We start from the raw sequence: 23,600 nt of genomic DNA, 5'->3' as shown, positions 1-23,600 counted from the left end.
CTAATGGAAAAAGCGAAGAAGCAAAAGAAATTTTTCTCCTTAAAACTAAAGTGGGCTTTAGGGACTTCGGTTGGTTCCTTCCTAATTTTCTGTATTGTGGCGATGTCATTATTCAGTGCCTTTACTCAGGACCTTTTACACTCTGAACGTGAATTGCTAGATTCTGGAATGAATGTGATTGGCCAGCAGTTAGGTCGAAGTGTTACAACACTGGATAGAGCACAGATTAGTAATATTATTATTCCCGATCGAGAACGGGATAATTTTATTAGTGGTCAGCGTTATAGACGACCGATTATTCAAGAGTTAAGTGATTCTCATTTAATTGTTAATATCTATAATCCACAAAAACAGAATATTTTTAGCACTGGGGAGTCCTTAAGTCATGTTCAACTTTCAAAGGACAAGCAAGTAAGAGAAGTTAAGGGACCTAGTCATAATGTTCTTGCTGGCACTCAGGCAATCTATTCTCGTCATGATCATCGCTTAATTGGTTATTTACAAGTTGAAAATAAGCTAAATGCGTATTATAAGAGTTACAATCAATTTAAGTTAGTCTGCTTTTTTGCGATGCTTCTAGTAGTCCTGACCAGTGGATTATTAGGTTATTTCTTGTCGTACTTCCTCTTACAGCCGTTAGGAGATATTCATGATACGGTTAAGGAAATTAGTAAGGATCCAACAAAGAGTATCCGGGTACCAGCTACCGGGAGAAATGATGAATTAGCAGAGTTAACAGCGATGTTTAATGAAATGCTTGACCGGATGCAGCGATATATCGATCAACAGTCACAGTTTGTTGGTGATGTTAGTCATGAACTGCGGACACCCGTTGCAATCATTCAGGGACATTTGGAAATGCTGCAACGTTGGGGGAAGGATGATCCCAAAGTACTAGATGATTCATTAGCGGCATCCCTCGCTGAGACTAAGCGGATGAAGAATTTGGTTCAGGAAATGCTTGATTTAAGTCGTGCTGAGCAAGTTGAAATTAATTTTCGTAATCAGCGAACAGTTGTTAATGATGTTGTTCACCAGGTATTCAATAATTTCAAAATGCTTTATCCTGAATTTACTTTTACGTTGGATGATGATCTTCACTCACCGGTTATTAGTAATATTTACCGTGACCATTTAGAACAGGTATTAGTAATCCTTTGTGATAATGCAATTAAGTATTCGCAGGAACGAAAGGAAGTCCATATATCTCTTTCTCGGGGGATGAGTACGGTTGAAATTGGGGTTCAAGATTTTGGTGAAGGAATTGCTCCTGAGGATGTAAAAAAGGTTTTCGATCGTTTCTACCGGGTTGATAAGGCGCGAAGTAGAAAAAAGGGTGGCAATGGGTTAGGCCTTTCGATTGCCAAACGGTTAATTGAGGGTTACCATGGTTCGATTGCTCTTGAGAGTTCATTAGGAGCTGGTTCAATTTTTCGGATTATCTTACCGATTGTTGAGGAAGATGATTTAGGGAAGGCTGACACTAGCGGAGAAGATAAAAATTAAATATGAGTTTAAGCACCAAACGAAAAATGTGACTGAAGTGGTAAATAACTTTGGTTTCCATTCTTTGTTTGGTGCTTTTTATAATGTTCCTAACTCAACTCGTTTGATTAAAAGCTAATTTTTGAGCAAAATTAACATCATTTGTACAAAAGAACTTAATTTAGTCTTATAATGTAAGCGGATAACTTAATATTTTTAAGGAATTGGAATAAGGAGTTGAAGATCCGTGGCGACGGAAAAGAAAAAGTTAATTACGACGCCGACGCTAGTTTTGATGATTATTTCCACTATTTATGGATTTGGAAATGTCTCAATTGCTTATGCTCAGATGTCATACGCAGGAATGTTTTGGTATATTGTTGGTGGGATTTGTTTCTTCTTCCCATGTTGCCTAATGATGGCTGAATATGGTTCAGCATTTAATGAGGCTAAGGGGGGGATTTATTCCTGGTTAGCTGGTTCAATTGGGGAAAAACTGGCATTTATCGGGACCTTCATTTGGCTTGCAAGTTGGGTCTTATGGTTAGTTTCGAGTGCTTCTCGACTTTGGATTACCTTATCCGCACTGCTCTTTGGTCGAGATACCACCCAAAGTTGGCGTATTAGCTCACTTGGTTCAACTCAACTAATTGGGGTTTTAGCAATTATCTTTGTCATTATTGTTACCTGGTTGAGTTCACGAGGAATTAATGGGATTACTAAAATTAGTTCTTTTGGTGGCGCGTTTATGATTGCAATGAACTTCATTTTTATTTTTGCTAGTTTAGTTACAATTATTGCTAACCATGGTGTACCAGCACAACCTATTCATGGTTTAAAGACATTCTTTGTTTCGCCTAACCCATCGTTCCAAACACCAATTGCAATTATTTCATTTGTTGTTTACGCCATTTTCGCATATGCTGGAATGGAGAACCTTGGTGGTGTTACTGATAGTATGAAGAACCCCTCCAGAACTTTTCCTAGAGGATTAACAATTGGGGCAATTTTGACCATTGGTAGTTATGTGTTAATGATTGTAATGACCGGGTTTAGTGTTAATTACAACCAGGTAATTGCCAAATCAAGTGTTAATCTTGGGAACGTTACTTATGTTGTATTCCACCGTTTGGGCTATATGATGGGTGTTTCCCTTGGCCTTAGTCATGGAGTAAACCTCTTCTTGGGTGATCTATTCACACGGCTAATAGCTCTTGCCGGGATGATGGGAATGCTTGGTGCAATGTTCGTCCTTGTATATACACCAATTAAGTCATTTATTATGGGATCTAATCCTGATTTATGGCCTGCCCGAGTTACAAAGTTAAACCAGCATGGGATGCCAGCCTTTGCAATGTGGATTCAAGCAATTATTGTTTCAATAATTATCTTCCTGGTTGCCTTTGGTGGTTCTGCTGCTGCAAGCTTTTACCAAATCTTAACTGATATGGGGAATGTTTCTACTTGTGCTCCTTACATTTTCTTGGTTGGGGCCTTTCCAGCGTTCCAGCGGAAGAATATTCCGCATGACTTTGTTGTTTTCAAGAACCGTTTCTGGACAAAGATGTTGGTATGGTTTGTTGAAATTATTGTTTGCTTGGGAATCATCTTTACTTGTATCCAACCAATCTTGGATCGTGACTTCCAAACTGCTTTCTGGACAGCGATTGGACCAATCTTCTTTGGAATTGTTGCCTGGATTCTCTATGATTACACGTCAAAACATGCTCGCGCATAATAATAAAAACTGCTCTAGCAGTCGGTTTTCCGATGCTAGAGCAGTTTTTAGTTTAATAATTATTGGATACTTCCTTCTTGTTGATCGTATCGGTGAATGTGCTGGTAAACTAAAGCAATTCCGATAATGGTAACTATCAGTTCAGTTACTGGTACTGCTGCCCAGACTCCATTAATTCCAAAGAAAAGGGGAAGAATGAAAATCAATGGTAAGAGGATAAGGTAGCCACGAAGGAGCGACAGGGTGAAGGAGGCACGAGCAGAGTTAGTTGCCGTTAAAAACAGAATAAGCAAGTAGTTAAGGGCACTAAAGAAGGCACTCGTGAAATAGATCGGAAGACCAACCGCCGCAAAGTGGACCAGCTGGCTCGATTCTTGAGTATTAAAAATGTTGATGATCGGGTATTTAAACACGATCAAGATAATGAACTCGCTAAGAGCTAATATCAGAGTGATGACTATCCCAAGCTTCAATGCTTGAGACGTATTACTGAAATGGTGTTCACCGTACTCCCGGCTGGCAACTGGCTGAACTCCTAGAGCGACACCATTTGCAATTGCAAGAACCACAATGGCGATATTGGAAATAACTCCGTAAGCGGCAACAGCATAGTTGTTTGCTAGTATTAAGAGAACGTGGTTAAAAAAGAATACACTAACTCCCGTACTGAGTTCATTTAATGCTGCCGCTGCGCCTAAACGTGCTGACCGAATAATTGGTTTCAAAGAAGGGCGAACAAGGTGAAGATGAAGTCGTCGCTCCTTAAAGCGACGGTGAAATGATAAGACCACTAGGCTGATCGCTGGTGAAAAAATAACCGCCAAGGCTGCACCTTCCATTTTGAGGCCTAAACCAAAGATAAAGAACCAGTCAATGATAATCACCGATGTTGTTTCAATTACCGTTGCTAACATGGTTAAGGTCGGATTACCGTCATTGCGGATAAAGTTAATACTAATGTAGTTGCACATTACAAACGGACCACACCAGGCAACAATTCGTACGTAGGTAATTGCTAACTCTCTTGTGGCATTATTGGCTCCAAGAAAATCAACAATACTAACCGAAAATAGGTTAATTAGGAGTGCAAGGACAATTCCGAATATGGCTGCAGAAATCATTAGTGAACTATATAATGACTCTATTCGCTCTGGGTGAAGGATCTTATTTAGGGAAAAGATCGTTGCTCCACCAACTCCAAGGAGCAATCCCAAGGCATTAAAAAAGTTAAAGATTGGTAGGGCTAAATTAAGGGCAGTCAGTCCCAAGGCACCAGCGGCAATCGAAATAAATAGTGTATCGATTAGAACATAAATTGATGTTCCTAACATTGCGATAATATTTCGACTAACGTAGTGAAAAACTTCCTTTGTAATTGACAAAGATAAAACCTCCAGATTGATTTTCCATCCTCCAGAAGACTGGACGCCTGTTTGGAAAGTAAATATAATCTATGACAAAACCCGGCGATTTTGTAGCTCCTATTTCATTAATATTATCTTAGCAAATCCAATTAAGTGTTAACAGGTTGAACCAGGAGCTAAATTAAAATTCCGTTGAGATGATCGACTTCATGCTGGATAATTTCTGCTGGTAAGTCTGAAAGTTGTAAGGACTGTGGTTGCCATTCTTGATTATAAAAAGTGACCTTGATTTGACGATAGCGGGTAACGGGCCGCTTTCCTTGAAGTGAAAGGCATCCTTCTTCTGTTTGGTAAGGAATGAGTTTTTGAGTGATTTGTGGGTTGTACATTACAACATTAAATGGACCTAAAGTTGCGATAATAACGGCCTTATTAACACCAATCATATTGGCAGCCATTCCGATGCACTCGTTTTGGTGTGCCTTTAGAGTGTCCTGAAGATCAATCCCAATATTAAGATCTTGTTTTGTAGCGGGAATAGCCCGTTGTTGTAGAAAGGATTGGTCGTGGTTAATTGCTTTGATCATACTTTACATCTCCTAAGATTTTTTGAATTTGAAGTTGAATAGTAATAATTTGAGGCTGAGAAAAACAATTTGCGTTTTCCCAGCCTCTCTAGTTTTTAATTATTATTTTTGTGGTGGTGTTGTTTACCAGCATTTCGTTGCCGATTAGTTTGTTTTGGTGTATTTGAAGATGCTGGGGCAGCAGATTTCTTTAACTGATCGATTGCTGCAGAAACGTTGTCATTGGTTTTGGCAGTTGAACCGTTAGTCTTTAGAGCATCTGGAACTTTAATCGGGTTCTTTTTAGTTTCTTCTGCAATTTGTTTTCTGATTCGTGGTCGGTAGGCATTAATCATTAGGGTTTGAAGGATGGCAAATAGTCCACCGATGAAAAAGTAGAGCCCTAGACCAGCAGATGAGGTTAATGAAATAAAGAAGGTCATGAATGGACTTAGCCAGATTGCCATTTTCATTTGTTTTTTTTGTTCTTCTGGAACCCCGATTAAGCCAAGATAGCTTTGAACGGCATAAGCAATAAAAGAAAGGATTGCGAAAAGAATACTTGGCTTCCCTAGTGCAATGCCCATGAATGTTGCATGGTAAAGATCCGGGGAATAACGGATAGCAGCGTAAAGGGCAGCAAAAACTGGGAATTGGATCAATAATGGTAAACAACCAATTCCCCCGGTTAGGCTAACATTGTTTTCCCGATATACAGCCATCATTTGAGACCCAACAGCAGCTTGTTCTTCTGGAGTTTTTGCCTCTCGCTGCTTCTTTTGCAGATCCTTTAGTAGTGGTTGGATCTTAGCCATCTTTTCTTGCATGATGGTTGATTTCTTCATTTGTGAGAACATTACTGGTAGTAAGATTGTTCGTACAACCACAACAATGACGATAATTGCCCAACCATAATTGTTTCCAAGGTGACTAGCAAGCCATTCCATTAAATGTTGCATTGGCTTTGCCAGGTAAGTGTACGTCAGGCCGTATGGTTTGCCAGACTTTGTTGTTCTTACACAACCAGTCAATAGTAGTAGAGCAACGGTTAATAGTCCCGCTACCGAAAGTCGTTTTCGTTTCATTAAGATACTCCCTTAGTGTATTTAAGATAATTATTGATTAATATAAAACAGTACATATATTAACATTAAATCCACTAGCAATTCTACTGCTTTAACGCTATTTAATTACAAAAAGCCGGTATTGGACTGTTGGTAAATCTCTAACTTCTAGTTTGGAGACTCTAGCAAATGGTGTTGGTCCCTTTTTAATTAAACTGATAAATTTTTCAAGGTTATGTTTGTCCCCTTCTGCAATAATTTTAACGGTACCATTAGGGAGGTTTTGGACGCTGCCGGTTATGTTTAGCTGGGTAGCGATCTGCATAGTTCCGTAACGGAAGCCAACTCCCTGAACCCGACCATGAGCAATTATTTCAAAACAGTGGACTGTCATAGATTTATTACCATCCCTTAAGAAAACTATAGAAATTATTAACATTAGTGTACACTATAACCATGGTATAATTAATCAAAAGAGGAGACGACAATTAGATGGAAAAACTTACGTCGATTCATAATCAACACGTAAAAAATTGGAAAAAACTACAAACAAAGAAGTATCGTCGCCAAACAGGAACGTACTTGTTAGATGGTTGGCACTTGGTGAGTGAAGCAACTCAGGCCGGAAATCATCTTTTGCAGTTAATTGGGACCGAGGAGCAGCTTCTTGCTCGCCCTGAATTACAAGAACTTAGCGATGAAACATATGAAGTTACTGAGGAAGTGATGCAGCACATTACTGATACAGTTACACCACAAGGAATTGCTGCGGTGGTTTCATTACCCGATGCGCACGAGATTCCAGACTTAAATACTTTGCATGGTGGTTGGCTATTTCTCGATCGAGTTCAAGATCCTGGTAACGTTGGAACAATGGTGCGGACTGCCGATGCCGCAGGTTTTACCGGAGTCGTTGTGAGCCACCGTTCGGCTGATATTTTTGGCCCCAAGGTTGTTCGTTCAATGCAGGGTTCTCAATTTCACTTGAAATTATATGAAGGGGATCTGGAGAAGTGGATCGAAGACTTTAAAGAGGTTGATGCACCGGTTTATGGTACCCAACTTAATCCTCAGGCAAAAAGTTTTCGTGATGTTGAACCCGGCAAAACCTTTGCCCTAGTTATGGGAAATGAAGGCCAGGGGATGAGTCAACAGCTTCTTAATCAAACTACGGATAACCTTTACATCCCAATGAGGGGACAAGCTGAGTCACTTAATGTTGCTATTTCAGCCGGTATCTTAATGTTCCAATTAAATAGAAATTTGTAATGCGTAATGATTTATTTGTTAGCACAAATCTTGTAAAATATCTTTAAGAATTAGAAGAGGAGGATTATATGAAGTCAATTAATGAATGGCGAACCGATTCAGAGTATGTTTCTATTGTTAGTGATTTATTAGCTCAGCCAGCTGTTCAAAAGTTAGCTCAGTATACACAACACCATCACTCGAACCGTCTCCAACATTCGATTGCGGTTTCATTCGATAGTTACCGAATTGCAAAACGAATGCATCTCGATTATCGGAGTGTTGCCCGCGCTGGCTTGTTACATGACCTCTTTTATTATGATTGGCGGACTACCAAATTTGACTTGGGGACCCATGCGTTTATTCACCCACGGGTAGCTTTACGTAATGCTGAAAAGTTAACAAAGTTAAACGCTAAGGAAAAGGACATAATTCTGAAGCACATGTTTGGCGCAACCCTTGCTTTACCGAAATACCGTGAAAGCTGGATTGTTTCACTTGTGGATGATTTTGAGGCAGAACACGAATTCTTTAGTCCGTTACGTGCTAAGCTAGCACGTAAGATTCGTAAGCGTCGCATGAAGTCTGTATGGTAGTTTGTGGAAGGGAGTTGTTACTATGCAACAATTAGCTGAGAAGTCAGCTAATGCTGGTAGTTGTAAGCTTTGTCCAAAATTCACCCATACTTTTTCAATTCTTGGCAAAAAGTGGAATGGTTTGATTATTGAAGCCCTTTTAGTAAAGGATACGATGCGCTTTAAGGATCTTTCCGCTAGTATTGATGGGTGTAGTGATCGGGTTCTTTGCGAACGACTTAAAGAACTTGAGGATGAAAACATTGTTACTCGGAATACTTATAAGAGTGAAAACCGGATTGATTATTCATTAACTAAGCGGGGACAAGAACTGCGTGAAGTGATGAGTACTGTTCATAAGTGGAGTGACAAGTGGAATTAATTTATCCTTGACCTAATAACGGTGCTTAGCTACAATAGTCTGTGATATTAAAAGTGTCGATGGAAACTAGTACCTGGGTGTAACTGTTAGAGAGCCACTATGATTCTGCAATTAGTGGTCAGTGAATACGGGGAATTTCATTTCCGGAGCTGATATGTAATGATATTCCGGTTGATCGCCGTTATTGATTTTGAGTGTGCATTTTTTGCAAACTAGGGTGGTACCGCGAAGCCTCGTCCCTAATCGGACGAGGCTTTTTTATTTACTATAAAGGAGTGAAATTATGGGATTAAAAGAACGACTTGCTGAACTTCGTGAAGAAGGATTGCAGGAAATTAAAGAATCAGAAGATCTGAAAAAGATTAATCAAGTTCGGGTGAAAATGCTCGGGAAAAAGGGACCAATCACAAATGTCCTTCGGGGAATGCGTGATTTAAGTGCTGAGGAACGACCAAAAGTTGGTCAATTTGCTAATAAGGTTCGTGATGAACTAACTGCCGCAATTGAAAATAAACGAGCAGAATTAGAACAAGCTGCAATGAATGCGGAACTAGAGGCTGAAACAGTTGATGTTACCATGCCAGGAACCCCAGTGGCACAAGGTGAACCACATGTTATTCAACAAATCATTGATCAAGTGGTCGACCTGTTTGTTTCAATGGGCTATGAGGTTGCTGTCGGTGATGAAGTTGAACAAGAAGTATATAATTTTGAAAAGTTGAACCTTCCAAAGGATCACCCAGCACGTGATATGCAGGATACTTTCTACGTTACTCCATCTGTTCTGATGCGGACACAAACGTCACCAATGCAAGCACGGATGTTGGAAAAACATGACTTTAGTCAGGGACCATTAAAGATGATCTCACCAGGAAAGGTTTACCGGCGTGATACAGATGACGCTACCCACAGTCACCAATTTAACCAGATTGAAGGGATGGTTGTTGGAAAGCATATTACAATGGCTGATCTAAAGGGAACGTTAAAAGTTGTTGCTCAATCTCTTTTTGGCGACAAGCTTGATGTTCGTTTGCGGCCTAGTTACTTCCCATTTACCGAACCATCAGTAGAAGCTGATATTACTTGCTTTAACTGTATGGGTAAGGGATGCTCCATTTGTAAGCACACTGGTTGGATTGAAGTTCTCGGTGCCGGAATGGTTCACCCAAATGTTTTACGGATGTCTGGTGTTGATCCAGAAGAATTTGGTGGATTTGCCTTTGGATTAGGTCCTGACCGGTTTGCAATGCTGAAGTACGGTGTTACTGATATTCGGAACTTCTACCAAAATGACGTTCGCTTCTTAACTCAATTTGATCGGAAAGGATAACGGCAATGAAAGTTTCATACAATTGGTTAAATGAATATTTAGACCTTGATGTTGAACCACGCGATCTTGCCGAAAAGATTGCGCGGACATCAGTTGATATTAATGATGTTTATTCTTTAAGTGATGGCTTAAAGAAGTTAGTGGTTGGTGAAGTTGAAACCTGTGAACCACACCCTGATTCAGATCACTTACACGTTTGTTCAGTAAACGTTGGTGAGGAAGAACCACTTCAAATCGTGTGTGGTGCGCCGAACGTTGCTGCTGGTCAAAAGGTAATCGTTGCATTGAACGGTGCCCGGATTGCTGATAATCAAAAGATTAAACGTGGTAAGATTCGTGGCGTCGAATCAAATGGAATGCTCTGTGCATTGCAAGAAATTGGCTTTAGTGACCGGATCGCTCCTAAGGCCTATGAAGAGGGAATTTACATTCTCCCTGAAGATGCACAACCAGGTGAGTCAGTATTTAGTTACCTTGGGATGGATGATACGATTATTGATACTGACGTTACTCCTAACCGTGGAGATATGTTGAGTATTTACGGTAACGTTAATGATATTGCCGCTTTTTATAATTTGAAGCCCCACTTTAAGGAAGTTACGGTTGAAGAAAATGATGATCAAGTAACTAGTGATCTCATTAGTGCAGATATTCCGGATGAAAAAATTGCCCCAACATACAAGTTACGGGTTATCAAGGGCGTTAAGATTGCTGATAGTCCATTATGGCTGCAAATTCGTCTTTGGAATTCAGGCGTTCGGCCAATTAATAACGTTGTGGACGTTACAAATTATGTCCTACTTAAGTATGGTCAACCATTGCACAGTTATGATTATGATAAGTTACCAAGTCATGATCTTAGTGTTCGTCATGCTCAAAAGGATGAAAAGTTTGTTACTTTAGACGATGAAGAACAGGTATTAAACGAAAATGATATTGTTGTAACTAGTGAGGATAAGCCAATCGCCCTTGCTGGGACAATGGGTGGTCAAGAGACAGCCGTTTCAGAAGATACCACTACTGTTGCATTGGAAGCAGCTATTTTTGATTCAGTAATGGTTCGTAAGCAGGCTCGCCGTCTCGATCTTCATAGTGAATCATCCATGCGGTTTGAACGGGGAATCAATCCTGAAACGGTTGAAACTGCACTTGATGAAGCTGCCCAATTAATTGCAGAATTAGCTGGCGGAACCGTTACACAGGGGATTGTTACTGGAAGTGAAAAGCCAGCAAAGAGTAAGGGAATTGAACTTTCACTTTCAAAGATTAATCATGTCTTGGGAACCGAACTAAAGATGGAAGATGTTACTGACATCTTTGATCGTTTATCATTCCCTAATAAATTAACAAGTAATGATACGGTCCTTGTAACTGTTCCAGCACGGCGTTGGGATATTAGTTTACCTGCTGACCTCTATGAAGAAGTGGCGCGGATTTATGGTTATGATAACTTGCCAGAAAGCTTACCTGTAATGACTCGTAATCATGGTGGACTTTCACCACGGCAAAAGTTTATTCGTGCTACTCGTCACGATTTTGAAGGAATGGGCTTAAATCAAGCGATTAGTTATTCATTGACTACTGTTGAAAAGGCAAAGCAATTCCAAATTGATCCAGTAGCTGAACCAATGAAGCTGGACTTCCCAATGAGTTCTGATCACGTGGCAACACGGATGAGCATTATTAGTGGATTGTTAATTGATGTTGCTTATAATGTTTCTAGGAACGTTAATAACGTTGCCCTTTACGAAGAGGGACGGGTATTTATTCCTCGTGGTGGTGAACGTCCAGAGGAACAAGAACATGTTGCCGGTGCCCTTACTGGACAGCTATTAAACAATAGTTGGCATATTGCAGATCAGCCTGTCGACTTTTTCCAAGTAAAGGGAATGGTAGAACGTTACCTTCATAATATGGGGATTGCCGGGAAGGTTGAATATGTTGCTGATCATTCCAGAAAAGAAATGCATCCTGGTCGGACAGCTAATATCCTGATTGATGGTGAATTAGTTGGTTTTGTTGGTCAAGTTCACCCTCAAACAGCTAAGGAATATAAGATTCCAGAAACATATGTCTTTGAATTGAACCTCGAACAATTAATGAAAGCAAAGAAAGTTGAAAATGAGTACACGCCAATCAGTAAGTTCCCAACAATTACTCGTGATATTGCCTTGTTAGTTGATACGGATGTTACTAATGAAGAAATTGTTGATCTAATTGAGAAGCGTGGTGGAGCCTTCTTAAAGAGTGTTCACCTATTTGATGTTTACAGTGGAGCTCACCTTCCTTCTGGAAAGAAGTCATTAGCTTACACGTTAACTTATCAAGATACTAAGGCAACCTTGACTGAAGATCAGGTTAACCAAGCCTTTGCTAAGGTAACTAAACGCCTTCAAGACCAATTAAATGCTGAGATCCGCTAATAATGACTAACGATAAGTTACGGCGACAAAATCGGGTCGTTATTATTATCTTGGTAATTCTTGTATGTTGTGGACTAGGGATTCACCAGTATTTTAATTATGCGTTAAAACCAGTTGATCCTTCTTCAAAGCGGATTATTCATGTTGAGATTCCTAAAGGAGCAACCGATCATCAGGTAGGAGTAATCCTAAAAGGCAAACGACTAGTACGGAGTAGCTTCGTTTGCGATTATTACTTACAAACGCATAAGGAAGCTGGGGTAAAGGCTGGAACCTTTAAATTAAAAGGCTCATATTCAACACCGCAGATTGTTAAGATTTTACAAGAATCCCGCGAAAGTCGTTAAAATTATTTTAGAATAAGCATTTACAATTACTTAAACAAATGGTAATTTACCAGTGGATACAAGATAGGAGTGTGTAATTAAATGGCTGAAGAAAAAACATTTCCAATGACCTTGGAAGGAAAACAAAAGCTTGAACAAGAACTAGAAGACCTTAAATTGAAGCGTCGTCCAGAAGTTATTAAACGAATTAAAATTGCTCGAAGCTATGGTGACCTTTCAGAAAACTCTGAATACGAATCAGCAAAGGATGAACAAGCCTTTGTTGAAAGTCGGATTTCTCAAATTGAAAATATGCTTCAATACGCTGAAATCATTGATAATGAAGATGTTGATAAGGACGAAGTATCAATGGGTCGGAAGGTAACAATTCAAGAACTTCCCGATGAAGAACCTGAAAGCTACCAAATTGTTGGTGAATCTGAATCAGATCCATTTGCTGGTAAGATTTCTAATGAATCACCAATGGCTAAAGGGCTTCTTGGTCATAAAGTCGGTGAAGAAGTTGAAATTGAAATTCCTAACGGCACGATGAAAGTTAAGATTTTAAGTGTAGAATAGGAAGCTAGGAATTAGTCTTATCGAGAAAATGGTTGGCTAGCCTATCAGGGTTCCCGCAATTGGAGTTGGAGACTATTAGTGACAGATGAGCGTGAGAAAAAACAAAACGTTTTTTCTCACGCTCATTTCATTTTAAATCGCCATTAAATGACAATATTAGTTAATACTGACTATTTCATTAAGTTTTACCTTTATTCAGCGAAAAGAATATCTTTCTTATCAATGAAAGTGCTATCATAAAGTATGATAACCGGAGGGATGTGAAAAATATGAAAATGATTATAACCGATGCCGCTAATGACTGGTTTAAGGATAATCTCGGATTAGAAAATGGCGGTGGAGTGAAGTTTTATGGAAAGACATATGGTTCAACTGAAGTTCACCATGGCTTTTCACAAGGTTTTGCTCGGGAAGATGTTCCAGTTTCACCAATTCTTGAAGTAAAAAAGGATAATATTAATTATCATATTGATAACCTCGATGAATGGTTTTTTAAGGGATTAATCATGACTGTTGACTACGATAAGAAGTCTGATGGTCCAGTTTTCCATTTTAAGCATGAAGATGGAGATACAACTCCTGACGTGGCTGGGCTGGATAAAGATTCAGATGATCATGCTGATAATAAGGCAGATGCCTCAACTGGTGCCTCAGCTCAATGGAAGTAAATTAATTGTAGTGGATAAGTAAAATCGACCCCAAAGTGCGGACTTTACGTACTTTGGGGTCGATTTAGCTTTTTAGTATTTAAGCCTTCTCCTATTCAATTGGGAGAGGAAAAGTGCTGATAAGAGGCTGAGGAGACTAATGATCATTCCAGTAACAAGGTATGGTGGTCGGTAGTGTAGAGTAATGTGGTGGGTTCCTGGCTTAATCTTGAGGGCTAAGAATGTTCCAATTACTTTTTGACACTTTACCGGGTGGTTATCAATTTTTGCGTGCCATCCTTTATCATAAGGGATGGTTGTCATTAATACTCCCTGATCTTTTTTAATATTAACTGTTCCTTTAAGGGTAGTTGCACTTGCCTGACTAAGCTTTAATGGTGACCGCTGTAGTATTTTAAGGTCATGATTAAATGCTTGTTGATTTAAGCGGTACAAACTAACATTTTGCATCCATAGTTCGGAATGCTTGAGGTGGAAGGTAACAATAATTTTTTGTCCCTTTTGGTGGTGAGCAACGTTCATAATTACGGTATCTCGATATGTTTGGTATTGACTAAAATGACGATTATTAACAGTAATTGAAGCATCATCTTTAACGTTTGGACCAATAGTTAGGTAGTATGAATCGTTAGTCGTAGGGATAATCTCCAACTTCACGCTAGCTCCTTCAGATTGATGTTCTTTTTTGAAGACAGAACCGGTGATTTGTTCAGCACTTTGAACATTTTGAAAATCAACTTGGTTAAAGTTTTGAACTTCAAACAATGGTTTTGGTGAGTTTGCTAGGTCTTGGTAGATCTCAGATTGATAAGCCACCGGATCATAGGTGTCATGAGTTGAATTAAGAATCCGTGAATTAGCACCAAATGCAATTGGAAGTGCAGCAGTATTTTTCCGGATTCCAATATTGTTAGTTACTGCGATCGGTTTTTGAGTATTCCAGTCAGGACGATACCCGGACAATGGTAAGAATGGTTTTGGACGATCAGGATCAATTACAGCCATTGTATAACGGAAGCCTAATAATGAATCAGTTACCTGGGTTCCGTTATCATATGATACGAAGCCATCGCCAGCTGGTTGGCCAATCGCTCCCATAAATGCCGGAAGACTTGGGACAATGGTTGAACCAAAATGATCACCACCATTAAAGCCACTTTGAAGGGGGTCATCTTTAGTCCGCATAAAGGTCTTAGCGATTCGATAAAAACCATGGTCAGCGTGTTTAACCTTTGTAGTAGCGTTATTCAGTGCTGTGGTATACTCGCCAAATTCTGGCTGACTAACGTATGAAATCTGGTTTAATGCAGTGTAAGCACTAGTTGAAATATCGCAAGTTGCTATTAGTACTAGCAAGAGGTCGCTCATGATTGGGGAAGCCGAACGGGAAATCCCCAAGAAAATAATGCTAACAATTGCAAGACCAAGGCCAATGAATTTTTGACTATTGTTAATATATGAAACGGTTAATGTTTCAACATATGTGAAGGTAGCAAGAGTAAGAATTAGTAAAATTGCGAGTTGCCATTTTGATGGTTGAAATTCTTTTTGAAGGCAGGTAGCTGCTAGAAGAATGACCCAGAAGCAGAAGATAAATGAAAATCTTGAGGGATACCATACAGGAAATTGTCCGATATGCCAAAAGAGATCGAGTGGTTCATAGTAAAATGAAAGAACAAAAAAAGCGGTAATCAGAAAAGCAATGATCCGTTGCCCTAGGTTAATTTTTCGGTTTAAAAAGTATAACGTTAAACCAAACATCATTAACATTCCAACGTAAATATTGGCTTGACCACTAGGCATTTGGTTAAAATTGAATGATCCCGGGACAAGCTTAGCCAAAAGTTTTAAGGGATCGTATTCAAAGTGACTCCTAATATGATTATTAGTATATGTGCCCTTGCTTTGAAGAAGGGAATAAATAGTTGGCAATAATACAAAGCAGCTGATCCCAACCGCAATCAACGAAGAAAGAATATAACGGCCAAGTGCTTGTAGACGTGCTTTCCAAGCATTAATTAGTGGGAGCTGCCAGATAAAAAGGAGAATTGTAAAGAGACAGATCATCCAAGCCATATAATAGTTATCGATGATCATGATAGTGAGCCAACTAATATAGCAAGAGAATTTGCGAGCAAAGATAACCTGGTGGAGTCCCCAAACAATTAACGGTAGGATAATCATGGCATCTAACCAGAGAAGGTTCAGTTGGTTAGCAATGATCCAACCATTTAAAGCGTATGCAGTGCTAAAAGCAAGGATTCGGATTCCAGATTGGAGCTTGCTTTTAGTTAATAGCCACGCAAATGATAATCCTGAAAGGCCATATTTTAATAAGGTTAATACTAAAACACCGCTAGAAAGGTGGGCTGCTGGAAAGAAAAGAAGAATTAGGTTGAGGGGACTCCAAAGATAATAGGCATTGGTTCCCCACATTTCCCCGCCAAGACTCTTACTGAACGAATAAATAAATTCGCTTGGGTGGTGTAACAGCGTCCGTCTAAAATAGGCAAAAAAGTCAATATATTGCTGACCAAGGTCGACTGTTAGTAAGGTGCTTTTCCCAAAGGGAGCCATAGAACGATAAGCAAAATAAGCTCCCATTATGAGTATTGGAAGGAAAAAGCTGATTAATAAAATATGTTGTTTTTTTAGTTGAGAACGGAATTGCACAAAATGTCCTCCTAAATAGAATATCTTTGTCATTATATACCGAATTCATTAACTATGAATGTGAAGGTTCTGTTAAGTTTCGGTGATTTAGTCGTTTGTGTATTCATTTTTGCATCAATAAAGTGTATGATTGCATTTTGGTAAGTTAGGTTTAACTGCCAAATGAGGCAAAATTTGCTACAATAGAAATCATCACGGTAAAAGGAGAAGTTTAATACTGTGAAGTTTTTTGATCGAATTACGAACTATTTTAGTTCAAATAAAGGTAAACATAAAAATGCCCAATCCATAATTCCCTCACGGTTGAACTTATTGCTTTGGATTGTTGGAATATTGCTGTTAATGCTCGCTGGTCGTTTATTCTACCTCCAGATTCTTCATGGATCATCATATAAAGCTGAGGTTAAGCGGTCAGATACCACTATTCAGACAAATAACGTTCAACGGGGGATGATTTATGATAGTCGTGGCAAGGTAATTGTAGGTAACCAGACTCACCAAGCGATTACCTATACTAAAAGTTCTAACGTAACTACCGACCAACTTTATAAAATTGCTAACCGCTTAGGGAGATATATTACCGTAAGTAATAGTGATACTCGGTTAACTGATCGGAATGAGGAAGACTATTATTTAGCAGATAAGAGTAACCTTAAGCAAATTACTAAAAAGCTAAATCTTTCAAAAGATGCTAGTGATGATGAAAAGTATGATGCTGCGTTGAAATACTTGGAGAATCATCCAGATGAATGGCATTTATCAAGCCATGAAAAGAGTAATGCGCGGATTTATGCAGCGATGACAGGAGCATACTCATTATCAACAACTTACATCAAAAAGTCTGGAGTTACTAGTAAAGAGCTTGCCAGAGTTGGTGAACATTTAAACCAGATGCCTGGTGTTAAAATTGGAACGGCTTGGACAAGAAACTATCCTCAAGGAAAGGACTTTCAATCATTAACCGGAACGGTCTCATCATCTGGGTTGCCAGCTGATCAGATCAATAGCCTTCTTTCTCAGGGATATTCAAGAAGCGATAACGTTGGTCAAAGTTACATTGAAAAGATGTTCCAAGGTACTTTAGTTGGTTCTAAGTCACAGACTCAAGTGACTACTAGTGGAAGCAAGGTTACTAATGAGACTGTTAAGTATCCTGGGAAAAAGGGTGATAACCTTGTTCTAACGATTAACGCTAAGTTCCAAAAACGCGTTCAACAAATTTTAGAGCAAAATTATTCATCTGCGGGAATTTCATACTCACCAGGTGTTTATGCTGTAGTAATGAATCCTCATACGGGTGCCATTTATGCAATGGCTGGAATCGACCGTAACCAGAAGACTGGAAAGCAAACCCCTGACCAAATTGGTGCGATTAACCACCCAATTACTATGGGTTCCGTTGTTAAGGGTGCCACTATTATGGGAGGTTTAATGAGTGGTGTTATTACACCATCAAACAACACCTTAACTGATCAACCAATCAAGGTTGCAGGAACTTCGACAAAGGCCTCATGGTTTAATAAGACCGGGTCAGCTAACATGGCTTTAAGTGCACCAACTGCCTTGGAAGTTTCATCTAACTCTTACATGATGCAATTAATCATGAAAGAGGGAGGGATGAACTATAAGCCAGGCGCCCAATTGACATTGAAACCAAGTATTTTTGCTAAGGAACGTCAATACTTTAATATGTTTGGTTTAGGACAAAAGACTGGGATTGACTTACCAGGTGAAACAACTGGTTACAATGGTCCATCTTCTCAGAAACATATTGGTTCAGCACTTGACTTGGCATATGGTAACTATGATGGATATACAGTTATTCAACTTGCACAATACATGTCAACGATTGCTAATGGTGGAAACCGGATGCGACCATATATTGTCAAAGAAATTCGGGGAAGTAAGTCAGATGGAAAACTTGGGCGAGTAGAATCAACGACTCAACCACAAGTACAATTTACAATTCCTGCTTCCAAAGAAGATTTTGACTTGGTACGTCAAGGACTTTACCAAGTTACTCACGGAACTAGTAGTTATGTAACTGCTAAGTCACTGGGGAGCGCTAAGCCGTCAATTTCCGGGAAGACTGGGACTGCGGAAACCGTGACTAATGGTCACCAAACCTCAACAATTAGTTTTGCTGGGTATTCGCCATCAGAGAATCCACAAGTTGTTGTTGCTCTTGCAATTCCTGGGGTAACTAATGAAAATGGTGGAGCAAACTTAAATATGGCTAAACAAATTTTTAGTGCCTACTGGAAGATTGTTCAGGATTCTAAGAGTACTAGTAATAATTAACTATTTATGGACCTGTCAAGTGTTTTTCCTTAACAATTATCATAAAAGACTGGTCAAACTGGTTAATTAATGATATAGTTGTACGAGTTAGGGTTAATAACCACGTTAAATAAAATAAAAAATAGGAGGTCATGACAATGCGTGTCAACATTATCCTTGAATGCACATCATGCCACGAACGGAATTACTTAACTAGTAAGAACCGTCGTCACAATCCCGACCGTCTTGAATTAAACAAGTACTGCCCTCGGGAACGTAAGGTTACTTTACACCGTGAAACAAAGTAATTAAAAAAGCACCTTTTTAGGTGCTTTTTTATTACTTTGTGAAAAAACGCTTGCATAAATAACGGTGAGCTGTGATAATTATAGATTGAAAACGTTTAAAAGGAGAGATTGTAGGATAATGACGTATTCAAAGAAGGAGTTGCGTCAGGCGTATATTGCCCGATTGCAACAACTTGATCTTAATACGCGTTTACATGAAGAAAAAAGATTAACTTCAATGCTATTCGATCAGCCTGAGTGGATGAACGCTAAGGTAATTGCAACAACGTTAAGTCAATCCTTAGAGTTGGATACTTCTCCAATTATTCTTCATGCTCGTCATGAGAATCGCCAAATTGTTGTCCCACGAACCTTGCCAGATCGTCAAATGGAATTTGTGGAATTAAACGAAGATAGTGAGTTTGTAGAAACTACTTTTGGGGTTTTGGAACCACAAAACGGTCGAGTATATAAGCCAAGCGAGCTCGATCTGATGATTGTTCCTGGTGTGGCATTTACCCAATCAGGTCGACGGATCGGGTTTGGTGGCGGATATTATGATCGTTACTTGAGTAAGTACGACGGTAATACTATTTCGTTATCATTTACTACTCAATTGGCAAATGAAAATGAATGGCAAAGTGAGCAGTACGATAAACCGGTCGATAAAGTTCTTTCTTTATCGGAGACTGATTGATGAGGGATCAGCTTTGGCGAAGGGCACCAGTAACAGTTGTTCTCTTGGCTATTCAGATTATTGCATTTATCGTAATGACACTATTGGGTGGCTCAACTAATTCAAATGTCTTAATAGAATGTGGTGCCCGTGTTACTCTACTAATTCGTGAGGGGCAGTGGTGGCGACTGATTACTCCAGTGTTTCTCCATATTGGGGTTACCCACTTAATTATTAACAGTATTACCCTTTACTTTTTGGGGATGTATATTGAGGAATTATTTAGTCACTGGCGAATGTTAGTGATATACCTTGTTAGTGCCTTTACCGGAAATTTGGCAAGTGCTTATTTCTTACCGAATACTATTTCGGCGGGAGCAAGTACGGCACTATTTGGTTTGTTTGGTGCCTTTTTAATGCTTGGTGAATCATTTCATGATAATGGCTTAATTCATGACTTGAGTCGACAATTTCTAATCTTGGTTGGAATTAATATCGTAATGGACTTGTTCCTTCCGGGGATTGATTTAGCTGGGCATGTTGGTGGCCTTCTTGGTGGATTCTTAGTGTCATACGTTGTTGGTGCACCATTTGTGGGCCATGTTCGTCTTTATAAACGATTAATCGGTAGTATTATATTGTTCTTTGGCATTGTTGCCATGATAATCGCAATTGGTAGGTGATTGAGATGACAAAACTGCGAGAATATCGAACTTTATATGATGTTCAACAGTTACTAAAAGAATTTAATGTCTATGTTTATGTTGGTAAACGGTTATATGATATCGAATTAATTGCGATTGAATTAGATCACTTATATCAAGCAGGTGTTGTTGATAGCAAGACCTACATGAAAGCAAAAATTGTTCTTCGGAAAGAACATCGCGAAGAAGAACAACGAGAGAAAAAAGGAACGGCTATTTAGGAACCGTTTGAATGAAAGGAAATGAAAATAATGGCTAAAAAATTAATTGGTGTTGATCTTGGTGGAACTACTATTAAGTTTGCAATCTTAACTGAAAATGGTGAAATTCAACAAAAGTGGTCTTTACGGACTAACATTTTAGATGAAGGTTCACACATTGTTCCTGATATCATTGATTCAATTAACCACCACCTTGACTTGTACAAGATGGATCGTGATCAATTTGTAGGAATTGGTATGGGGACTCCCGGAACAATTGACCGTGATAAAGGTACTGTTGTTGGTGCATACAACCTTAACTGGAAGACTACCCAAAATGTTAAGGAACAAATTGAAGAAGGTACCGGAATGAAGTTTGCTTTAGATAATGATGCAAACGTTGCTGCCCTTGGTGAACGCTGGAAGGGTGCTGGTAATGAAGGTGATGATGTTGCCTTTATTACTCTTGGTACTGGTGTTGGGGGTGGATTAATCTCCAATGGTCGCCTAGTTCATGGTATGGTTGGTGCCGGCGGTGAAGTTGGCCATATGATCGTTAAGCCAAATGGTTACCTTTGTACTTGTGGTAACCGGGGTTGTCTTGAACAATATGCTTCTGCTACTGGGATTGTTCACATTGCCCAAGATAAAGCAGAAGAATATGAGGGTGACAGTCGCTTAAAGGCAATGATTGATAATGGTGACGAAATCACTGCTAAGATCGTCTTTGATTTAGCTAAGCAAAACGATTACTTGGCAAATACTGTTGTTGATGAAGTGGCATTCTACTTAGGTTTGGCTGCTGCTAACTTAAGTAACGCTCTTAACCCTGAATACCTTGTTATTGGTGGTGGGGTATCAGCTGCTGGTGACTTCTTATTGAAGCGGGTTAACGAAAACTTCAAGAAGTTTGCCTTCCCAACTGTTCGGACATCAACTCAACTGAAGTTGGCTGAACTTGGTAACGATGCTGGTGTTATCGGTGCTGCTTCCTTAGCTCGTCAATTTATGTAAAAGTAAGGGAGCGTTAACGTGATTCTTGGAGTTAGTAGTGGGTTATTAACCTTCAATATCGTTATTATTGTCCTTCTTCTTGTCTGGGGTTTTAGTTGGCTTTTCCAATATTACCGGCGAAAGAAGTATGCAACTGTGTTGGATCAGGGTGCATTTCATAAGGGAATGCGTAAAGCACAGGTAATTGATCTGCGTCAACCAAATGACTTTAAAAAGGGCCACATTTTGGGAGCACGGAGCTTACCATATATTTACTTGAAGCAACAGTATGGTGAATTACGCCCAGATCTTCCCGTTTATATGTATGATCAAGGAATTGCAATCAGCACTCAAGCAGCAGCTTTCCTTGCAAAACACGGTTATCACCAACTATACATCCTTAAGGGTGGTTATAATGGTTGGAAAGGGAAGACAAAGAAGTCAAAGTATTAGAATAAAGAGTGTTATTGTAAGCTAGTGTGGCAAATAACACGGAATAAAAAATGACGCCCAAAGTTCTCTTAGTTTGAACTTGGGAGTCATTTTTATACCAAGGAGTGTAATAAAGTTATGAGTAACTTCTTTTGCACTCCTTTTTTATTTATAATAATAATTAAGCTTGATGAGCGGAACGACTCTTCCGGGTAGCAGCTTTCCGGTTCTCATCAAATTTTTCTTCTTGGTCTTCGATTGGTTTAACAACAGTCTTGTGGAAGGTGAATGCACCACTAGCGATTGCAGCTAATGTACCGAAAGTACCGATTAAAACACCCTTAGCAAAATTTTTCATGATATAGCCTCCTCTTATTTCTAAGTTACCTCTATTATGCAAGACTTAACGACTTTTTACCAGTAAGAAGGATCAAAATTTATTTTAAGGAGATAAAAAATGTCTAAAGTTATAGCAATTGTTGGACCGACAGCGGTTGGTAAGACCGCACTATCAATTGACTTAGCAACCACTTTTAATGGTGAAGTAATTTCTGGTGACTCGATGCAAGTATACCGACACTTAGATATCGGAACAGCAAAGGTAACTCCTGAAGAAGTGGCAAGAATTCCTCATCACCTAATTGATATTTGTGATGTTGATCAACAGTATTCAGTTGCTAAATTCAAACAAGAAGCAAATGGGTGGATTAAGGAGATTAGTAATTCAGGGCATTTACCGTTAATTGTTGGCGGAACTGGATTTTACTTACAGGCGTTAACGAAGAACCTTTCCCTGGGTGGTGAACAGAATCAGCAACAGTCTGAGGAGATCCGTGAGCATTGGCACCAGACTTTAAAAGAACATGGAGCTCATTACGTTTGGCAACAACTAGAAAAAAAGGATCCTAAAGCTGCTAGAGCAATTCCTGAAAATAATTCACGAAGGGTAATTCGGGCGTTAGAAGTAATTGAAACCGGGAACCAGTTATTCTCCCAACAACAGCAGTCGCATGCAAAAGACGAGTTCTTGCTAATCGGTCTTACAACGGCACGCCCAGTTTTGTATAAACGGATTAACAAACGTGTTGACTTAATGATGAGTTCTGGACTGCTTGATGAGGCAAAATGGTTATACGATAAGGGAGGAATCAATTTGCCAGCTGGAAAGGGAATTGGTTATCATGAGTTGTTTCCATATTTTGCTGGTGAATGTTCACTTGATGAAGCAATAGTAAAAATTAAACAGGATTCGCGACATTATGCTAAAAGACAGTTGACCTGGTTTAGAAATAAAATGGATGTTCACTGGTTTGATTTAGTAAGTGGACAGAATGATACTAATGAAATCAAACAATTTATTGATTCGTGGTTAAAAAAATAAAGTATTTACATTAATTTAGTTATGATTAGGTTAAAACGTTTTCAGTAAATTGACTTAATGGTTTTCAATTGGTATCCTTAAGCAGTATTAAGAAAAACAGGTTTTTCTAATGGAATGAGGTTAATTAGATTAAATTGGTCTAGGTCGTTGCGAGGGCTGAGAAGTTAATCATGATTACTTATTACTTTGTTTTATTAAGAAAATTAAGCTATTAGGGTGTCTTCAG

General features: G+C 39.1%; 24 protein-coding genes. 18 read left to right on the top strand and 6 right to left on the bottom strand.

Translation table 11 applies throughout. From position 1 onward, the window contains the following. Window positions 1–3 precede the first annotated feature (3 nt). Window positions 4–1,506 (top strand): HAMP domain-containing sensor histidine kinase, encoded by a 1,503-nt coding sequence (locus tag NFR46_RS04100; protein WP_251574937.1) that lies wholly within the window; start codon window positions 4–6, stop codon window positions 1,504–1,506. A gap of 226 nt (window positions 1,507–1,732) precedes the next feature. After that, a complete protein-coding gene (gene yjeM / locus NFR46_RS04095; protein ID WP_277612849.1) occupies window positions 1,733–3,223 on the top strand; it encodes a glutamate/gamma-aminobutyrate family transporter YjeM in 1,491 nt (496 codons plus the stop codon). Between the two features lie 59 nt (window positions 3,224–3,282). On the opposite strand, the gene NFR46_RS04090 is transcribed toward yjeM, so the two are convergent. The 4 genes from NFR46_RS04090 to NFR46_RS04075 all read right to left on the bottom strand — a co-directional run bounded on the left by NFR46_RS04090 (window position 3,283) and on the right by NFR46_RS04075 (window position 6,611). Beyond that, the gene (locus NFR46_RS04090; protein WP_251575080.1) at window positions 3,283–4,554 is read right to left on the bottom strand and encodes an MATE family efflux transporter; all 1,272 of its coding nucleotides are present in this window, start codon (window positions 4,552–4,554) and stop codon (window positions 3,283–3,285) included. 209 nt (window positions 4,555–4,763) lie between these two features. Beyond that, window positions 4,764–5,174: a peptide deformylase gene (locus tag NFR46_RS04085; protein ID WP_251574936.1), complete on the bottom strand. Its 411-nt coding sequence runs from the start codon at window positions 5,172–5,174 to the stop codon at window positions 4,764–4,766. A gap of 95 nt (window positions 5,175–5,269) precedes the next feature. Beyond that, window positions 5,270–6,238: a membrane protein insertase YidC gene (gene yidC / locus NFR46_RS04080; protein ID WP_251574935.1), complete on the bottom strand. Its 969-nt coding sequence runs from the start codon at window positions 6,236–6,238 to the stop codon at window positions 5,270–5,272. A 97-nt stretch (window positions 6,239–6,335) separates the two neighbouring features. Next, window positions 6,336–6,611 carry an acylphosphatase gene (locus NFR46_RS04075; RefSeq protein ID WP_251574933.1) on the bottom strand — a complete coding sequence of 92 codons (276 nt, stop codon included), beginning with the start codon at window positions 6,609–6,611 and terminating at the stop codon, window positions 6,336–6,338. Between the two features lie 98 nt (window positions 6,612–6,709). Between NFR46_RS04075 and NFR46_RS04070 the strand changes: the two genes are divergently transcribed. From NFR46_RS04070 to NFR46_RS04035, 8 genes are all read left to right on the top strand, one after another. After that, window positions 6,710–7,486 (top strand): TrmH family RNA methyltransferase, encoded by a 777-nt coding sequence (locus NFR46_RS04070; RefSeq protein WP_251574932.1) that lies wholly within the window; start codon window positions 6,710–6,712, stop codon window positions 7,484–7,486. A gap of 68 nt (window positions 7,487–7,554) precedes the next feature. Then, window positions 7,555–8,061 (top strand): HD domain-containing protein, encoded by a 507-nt coding sequence (locus NFR46_RS04065; protein ID WP_102169460.1) that lies wholly within the window; start codon window positions 7,555–7,557, stop codon window positions 8,059–8,061. A 22-nt stretch (window positions 8,062–8,083) separates the two neighbouring features. Continuing rightward, window positions 8,084–8,422, top strand: a complete 339-nt coding sequence (locus NFR46_RS04060; RefSeq protein WP_251574930.1) for a winged helix-turn-helix transcriptional regulator — start codon at window positions 8,084–8,086, stop codon at window positions 8,420–8,422. 283 nt (window positions 8,423–8,705) lie between these two features. After that, window positions 8,706–9,752 (top strand): phenylalanine--tRNA ligase subunit alpha, encoded by a 1,047-nt coding sequence (gene pheS, locus NFR46_RS04055; RefSeq protein ID WP_251574929.1) that lies wholly within the window; start codon window positions 8,706–8,708, stop codon window positions 9,750–9,752. 5 nt (window positions 9,753–9,757) lie between these two features. After that, the gene (gene pheT, locus NFR46_RS04050) at window positions 9,758–12,175 is read left to right on the top strand and encodes a phenylalanine--tRNA ligase subunit beta (RefSeq protein WP_251574926.1); all 2,418 of its coding nucleotides are present in this window, start codon (window positions 9,758–9,760) and stop codon (window positions 12,173–12,175) included. Window positions 12,176–12,177: 2 nt separating this feature from the next. Further along, a complete protein-coding gene (locus NFR46_RS04045; protein WP_251574925.1) occupies window positions 12,178–12,522 on the top strand; it encodes an MltG/YceG/YrrL family protein in 345 nt (114 codons plus the stop codon). A gap of 81 nt (window positions 12,523–12,603) precedes the next feature. Beyond that, window positions 12,604–13,080, top strand: coding sequence for a transcription elongation factor GreA (gene greA, locus NFR46_RS04040; RefSeq protein ID WP_191684334.1), 477 nt, complete (start codon window positions 12,604–12,606; stop codon window positions 13,078–13,080). Between the two features lie 269 nt (window positions 13,081–13,349). After that, entirely contained in the window at window positions 13,350–13,748 is a 399-nt protein-coding gene (locus NFR46_RS04035) for a HesB/YadR/YfhF family protein (protein WP_191684335.1), read from the top strand. 72 nt (window positions 13,749–13,820) lie between these two features. On the opposite strand, the gene NFR46_RS04030 is transcribed toward NFR46_RS04035, so the two are convergent. Next, on the bottom strand, window positions 13,821–16,454 hold the full coding sequence (locus tag NFR46_RS04030; protein WP_251574924.1) for a YfhO family protein: 2,634 nt from the start codon (window positions 16,452–16,454) through the stop codon (window positions 13,821–13,823). A gap of 186 nt (window positions 16,455–16,640) precedes the next feature. Between NFR46_RS04030 and NFR46_RS04025 the strand changes: the two genes are divergently transcribed. From NFR46_RS04025 to NFR46_RS03995, 7 genes are all read left to right on the top strand, one after another. Then, window positions 16,641–18,722 (top strand): peptidoglycan D,D-transpeptidase FtsI family protein, encoded by a 2,082-nt coding sequence (locus NFR46_RS04025; RefSeq protein ID WP_251574923.1) that lies wholly within the window; start codon window positions 16,641–16,643, stop codon window positions 18,720–18,722. Between the two features lie 137 nt (window positions 18,723–18,859). Further along, a complete protein-coding gene (gene rpmG / locus NFR46_RS04020) occupies window positions 18,860–19,009 on the top strand; it encodes a 50S ribosomal protein L33 (protein ID WP_182581617.1) in 150 nt (49 codons plus the stop codon). Between the two features lie 118 nt (window positions 19,010–19,127). Continuing rightward, a complete protein-coding gene (locus NFR46_RS04015) occupies window positions 19,128–19,685 on the top strand; it encodes a 5-formyltetrahydrofolate cyclo-ligase (RefSeq protein WP_251574922.1) in 558 nt (185 codons plus the stop codon). Further along, window positions 19,685–20,347: a rhomboid family intramembrane serine protease gene (locus tag NFR46_RS04010; protein WP_251574921.1), complete on the top strand. Its 663-nt coding sequence runs from the start codon at window positions 19,685–19,687 to the stop codon at window positions 20,345–20,347. The genes NFR46_RS04015 and NFR46_RS04010 overlap by 1 nt, the downstream gene beginning before the upstream one ends. A gap of 5 nt (window positions 20,348–20,352) precedes the next feature. Next, entirely contained in the window at window positions 20,353–20,589 is a 237-nt protein-coding gene (locus NFR46_RS04005; RefSeq protein ID WP_251574920.1) for a YqgQ family protein, read from the top strand. A gap of 30 nt (window positions 20,590–20,619) precedes the next feature. Then, window positions 20,620–21,582: an ROK family glucokinase gene (locus NFR46_RS04000; RefSeq protein ID WP_191684341.1), complete on the top strand. Its 963-nt coding sequence runs from the start codon at window positions 20,620–20,622 to the stop codon at window positions 21,580–21,582. Between the two features lie 18 nt (window positions 21,583–21,600). Further along, window positions 21,601–22,014 carry a rhodanese-like domain-containing protein gene (locus NFR46_RS03995; protein WP_251574917.1) on the top strand — a complete coding sequence of 138 codons (414 nt, stop codon included), beginning with the start codon at window positions 21,601–21,603 and terminating at the stop codon, window positions 22,012–22,014. Window positions 22,015–22,174: 160 nt separating this feature from the next. Here the strand turns inward: NFR46_RS03995 and NFR46_RS03990 are convergent, their stop codons facing one another. Then, on the bottom strand, window positions 22,175–22,351 hold the full coding sequence (locus NFR46_RS03990; RefSeq protein WP_102169472.1) for a DUF3042 family protein: 177 nt from the start codon (window positions 22,349–22,351) through the stop codon (window positions 22,175–22,177). Between the two features lie 99 nt (window positions 22,352–22,450). Here NFR46_RS03990 and miaA point away from each other — a divergent pair, with 99 nt between their 5' ends. After that, a complete protein-coding gene (miaA, locus tag NFR46_RS03985; RefSeq protein ID WP_251574915.1) occupies window positions 22,451–23,374 on the top strand; it encodes a tRNA (adenosine(37)-N6)-dimethylallyltransferase MiaA in 924 nt (307 codons plus the stop codon). Window positions 23,375–23,600 lie beyond the last annotated feature (226 nt).

Source organism: Limosilactobacillus agrestimuris (assembly GCF_943193105.1).
Lineage (GTDB): Bacteria > Bacillota > Bacilli > Lactobacillales > Lactobacillaceae > Limosilactobacillus > Limosilactobacillus agrestimuris.
The sequence above is the reverse complement of the archived record's forward strand: the minus strand, read 5'-3'. Positions and strand labels throughout refer to the sequence as shown.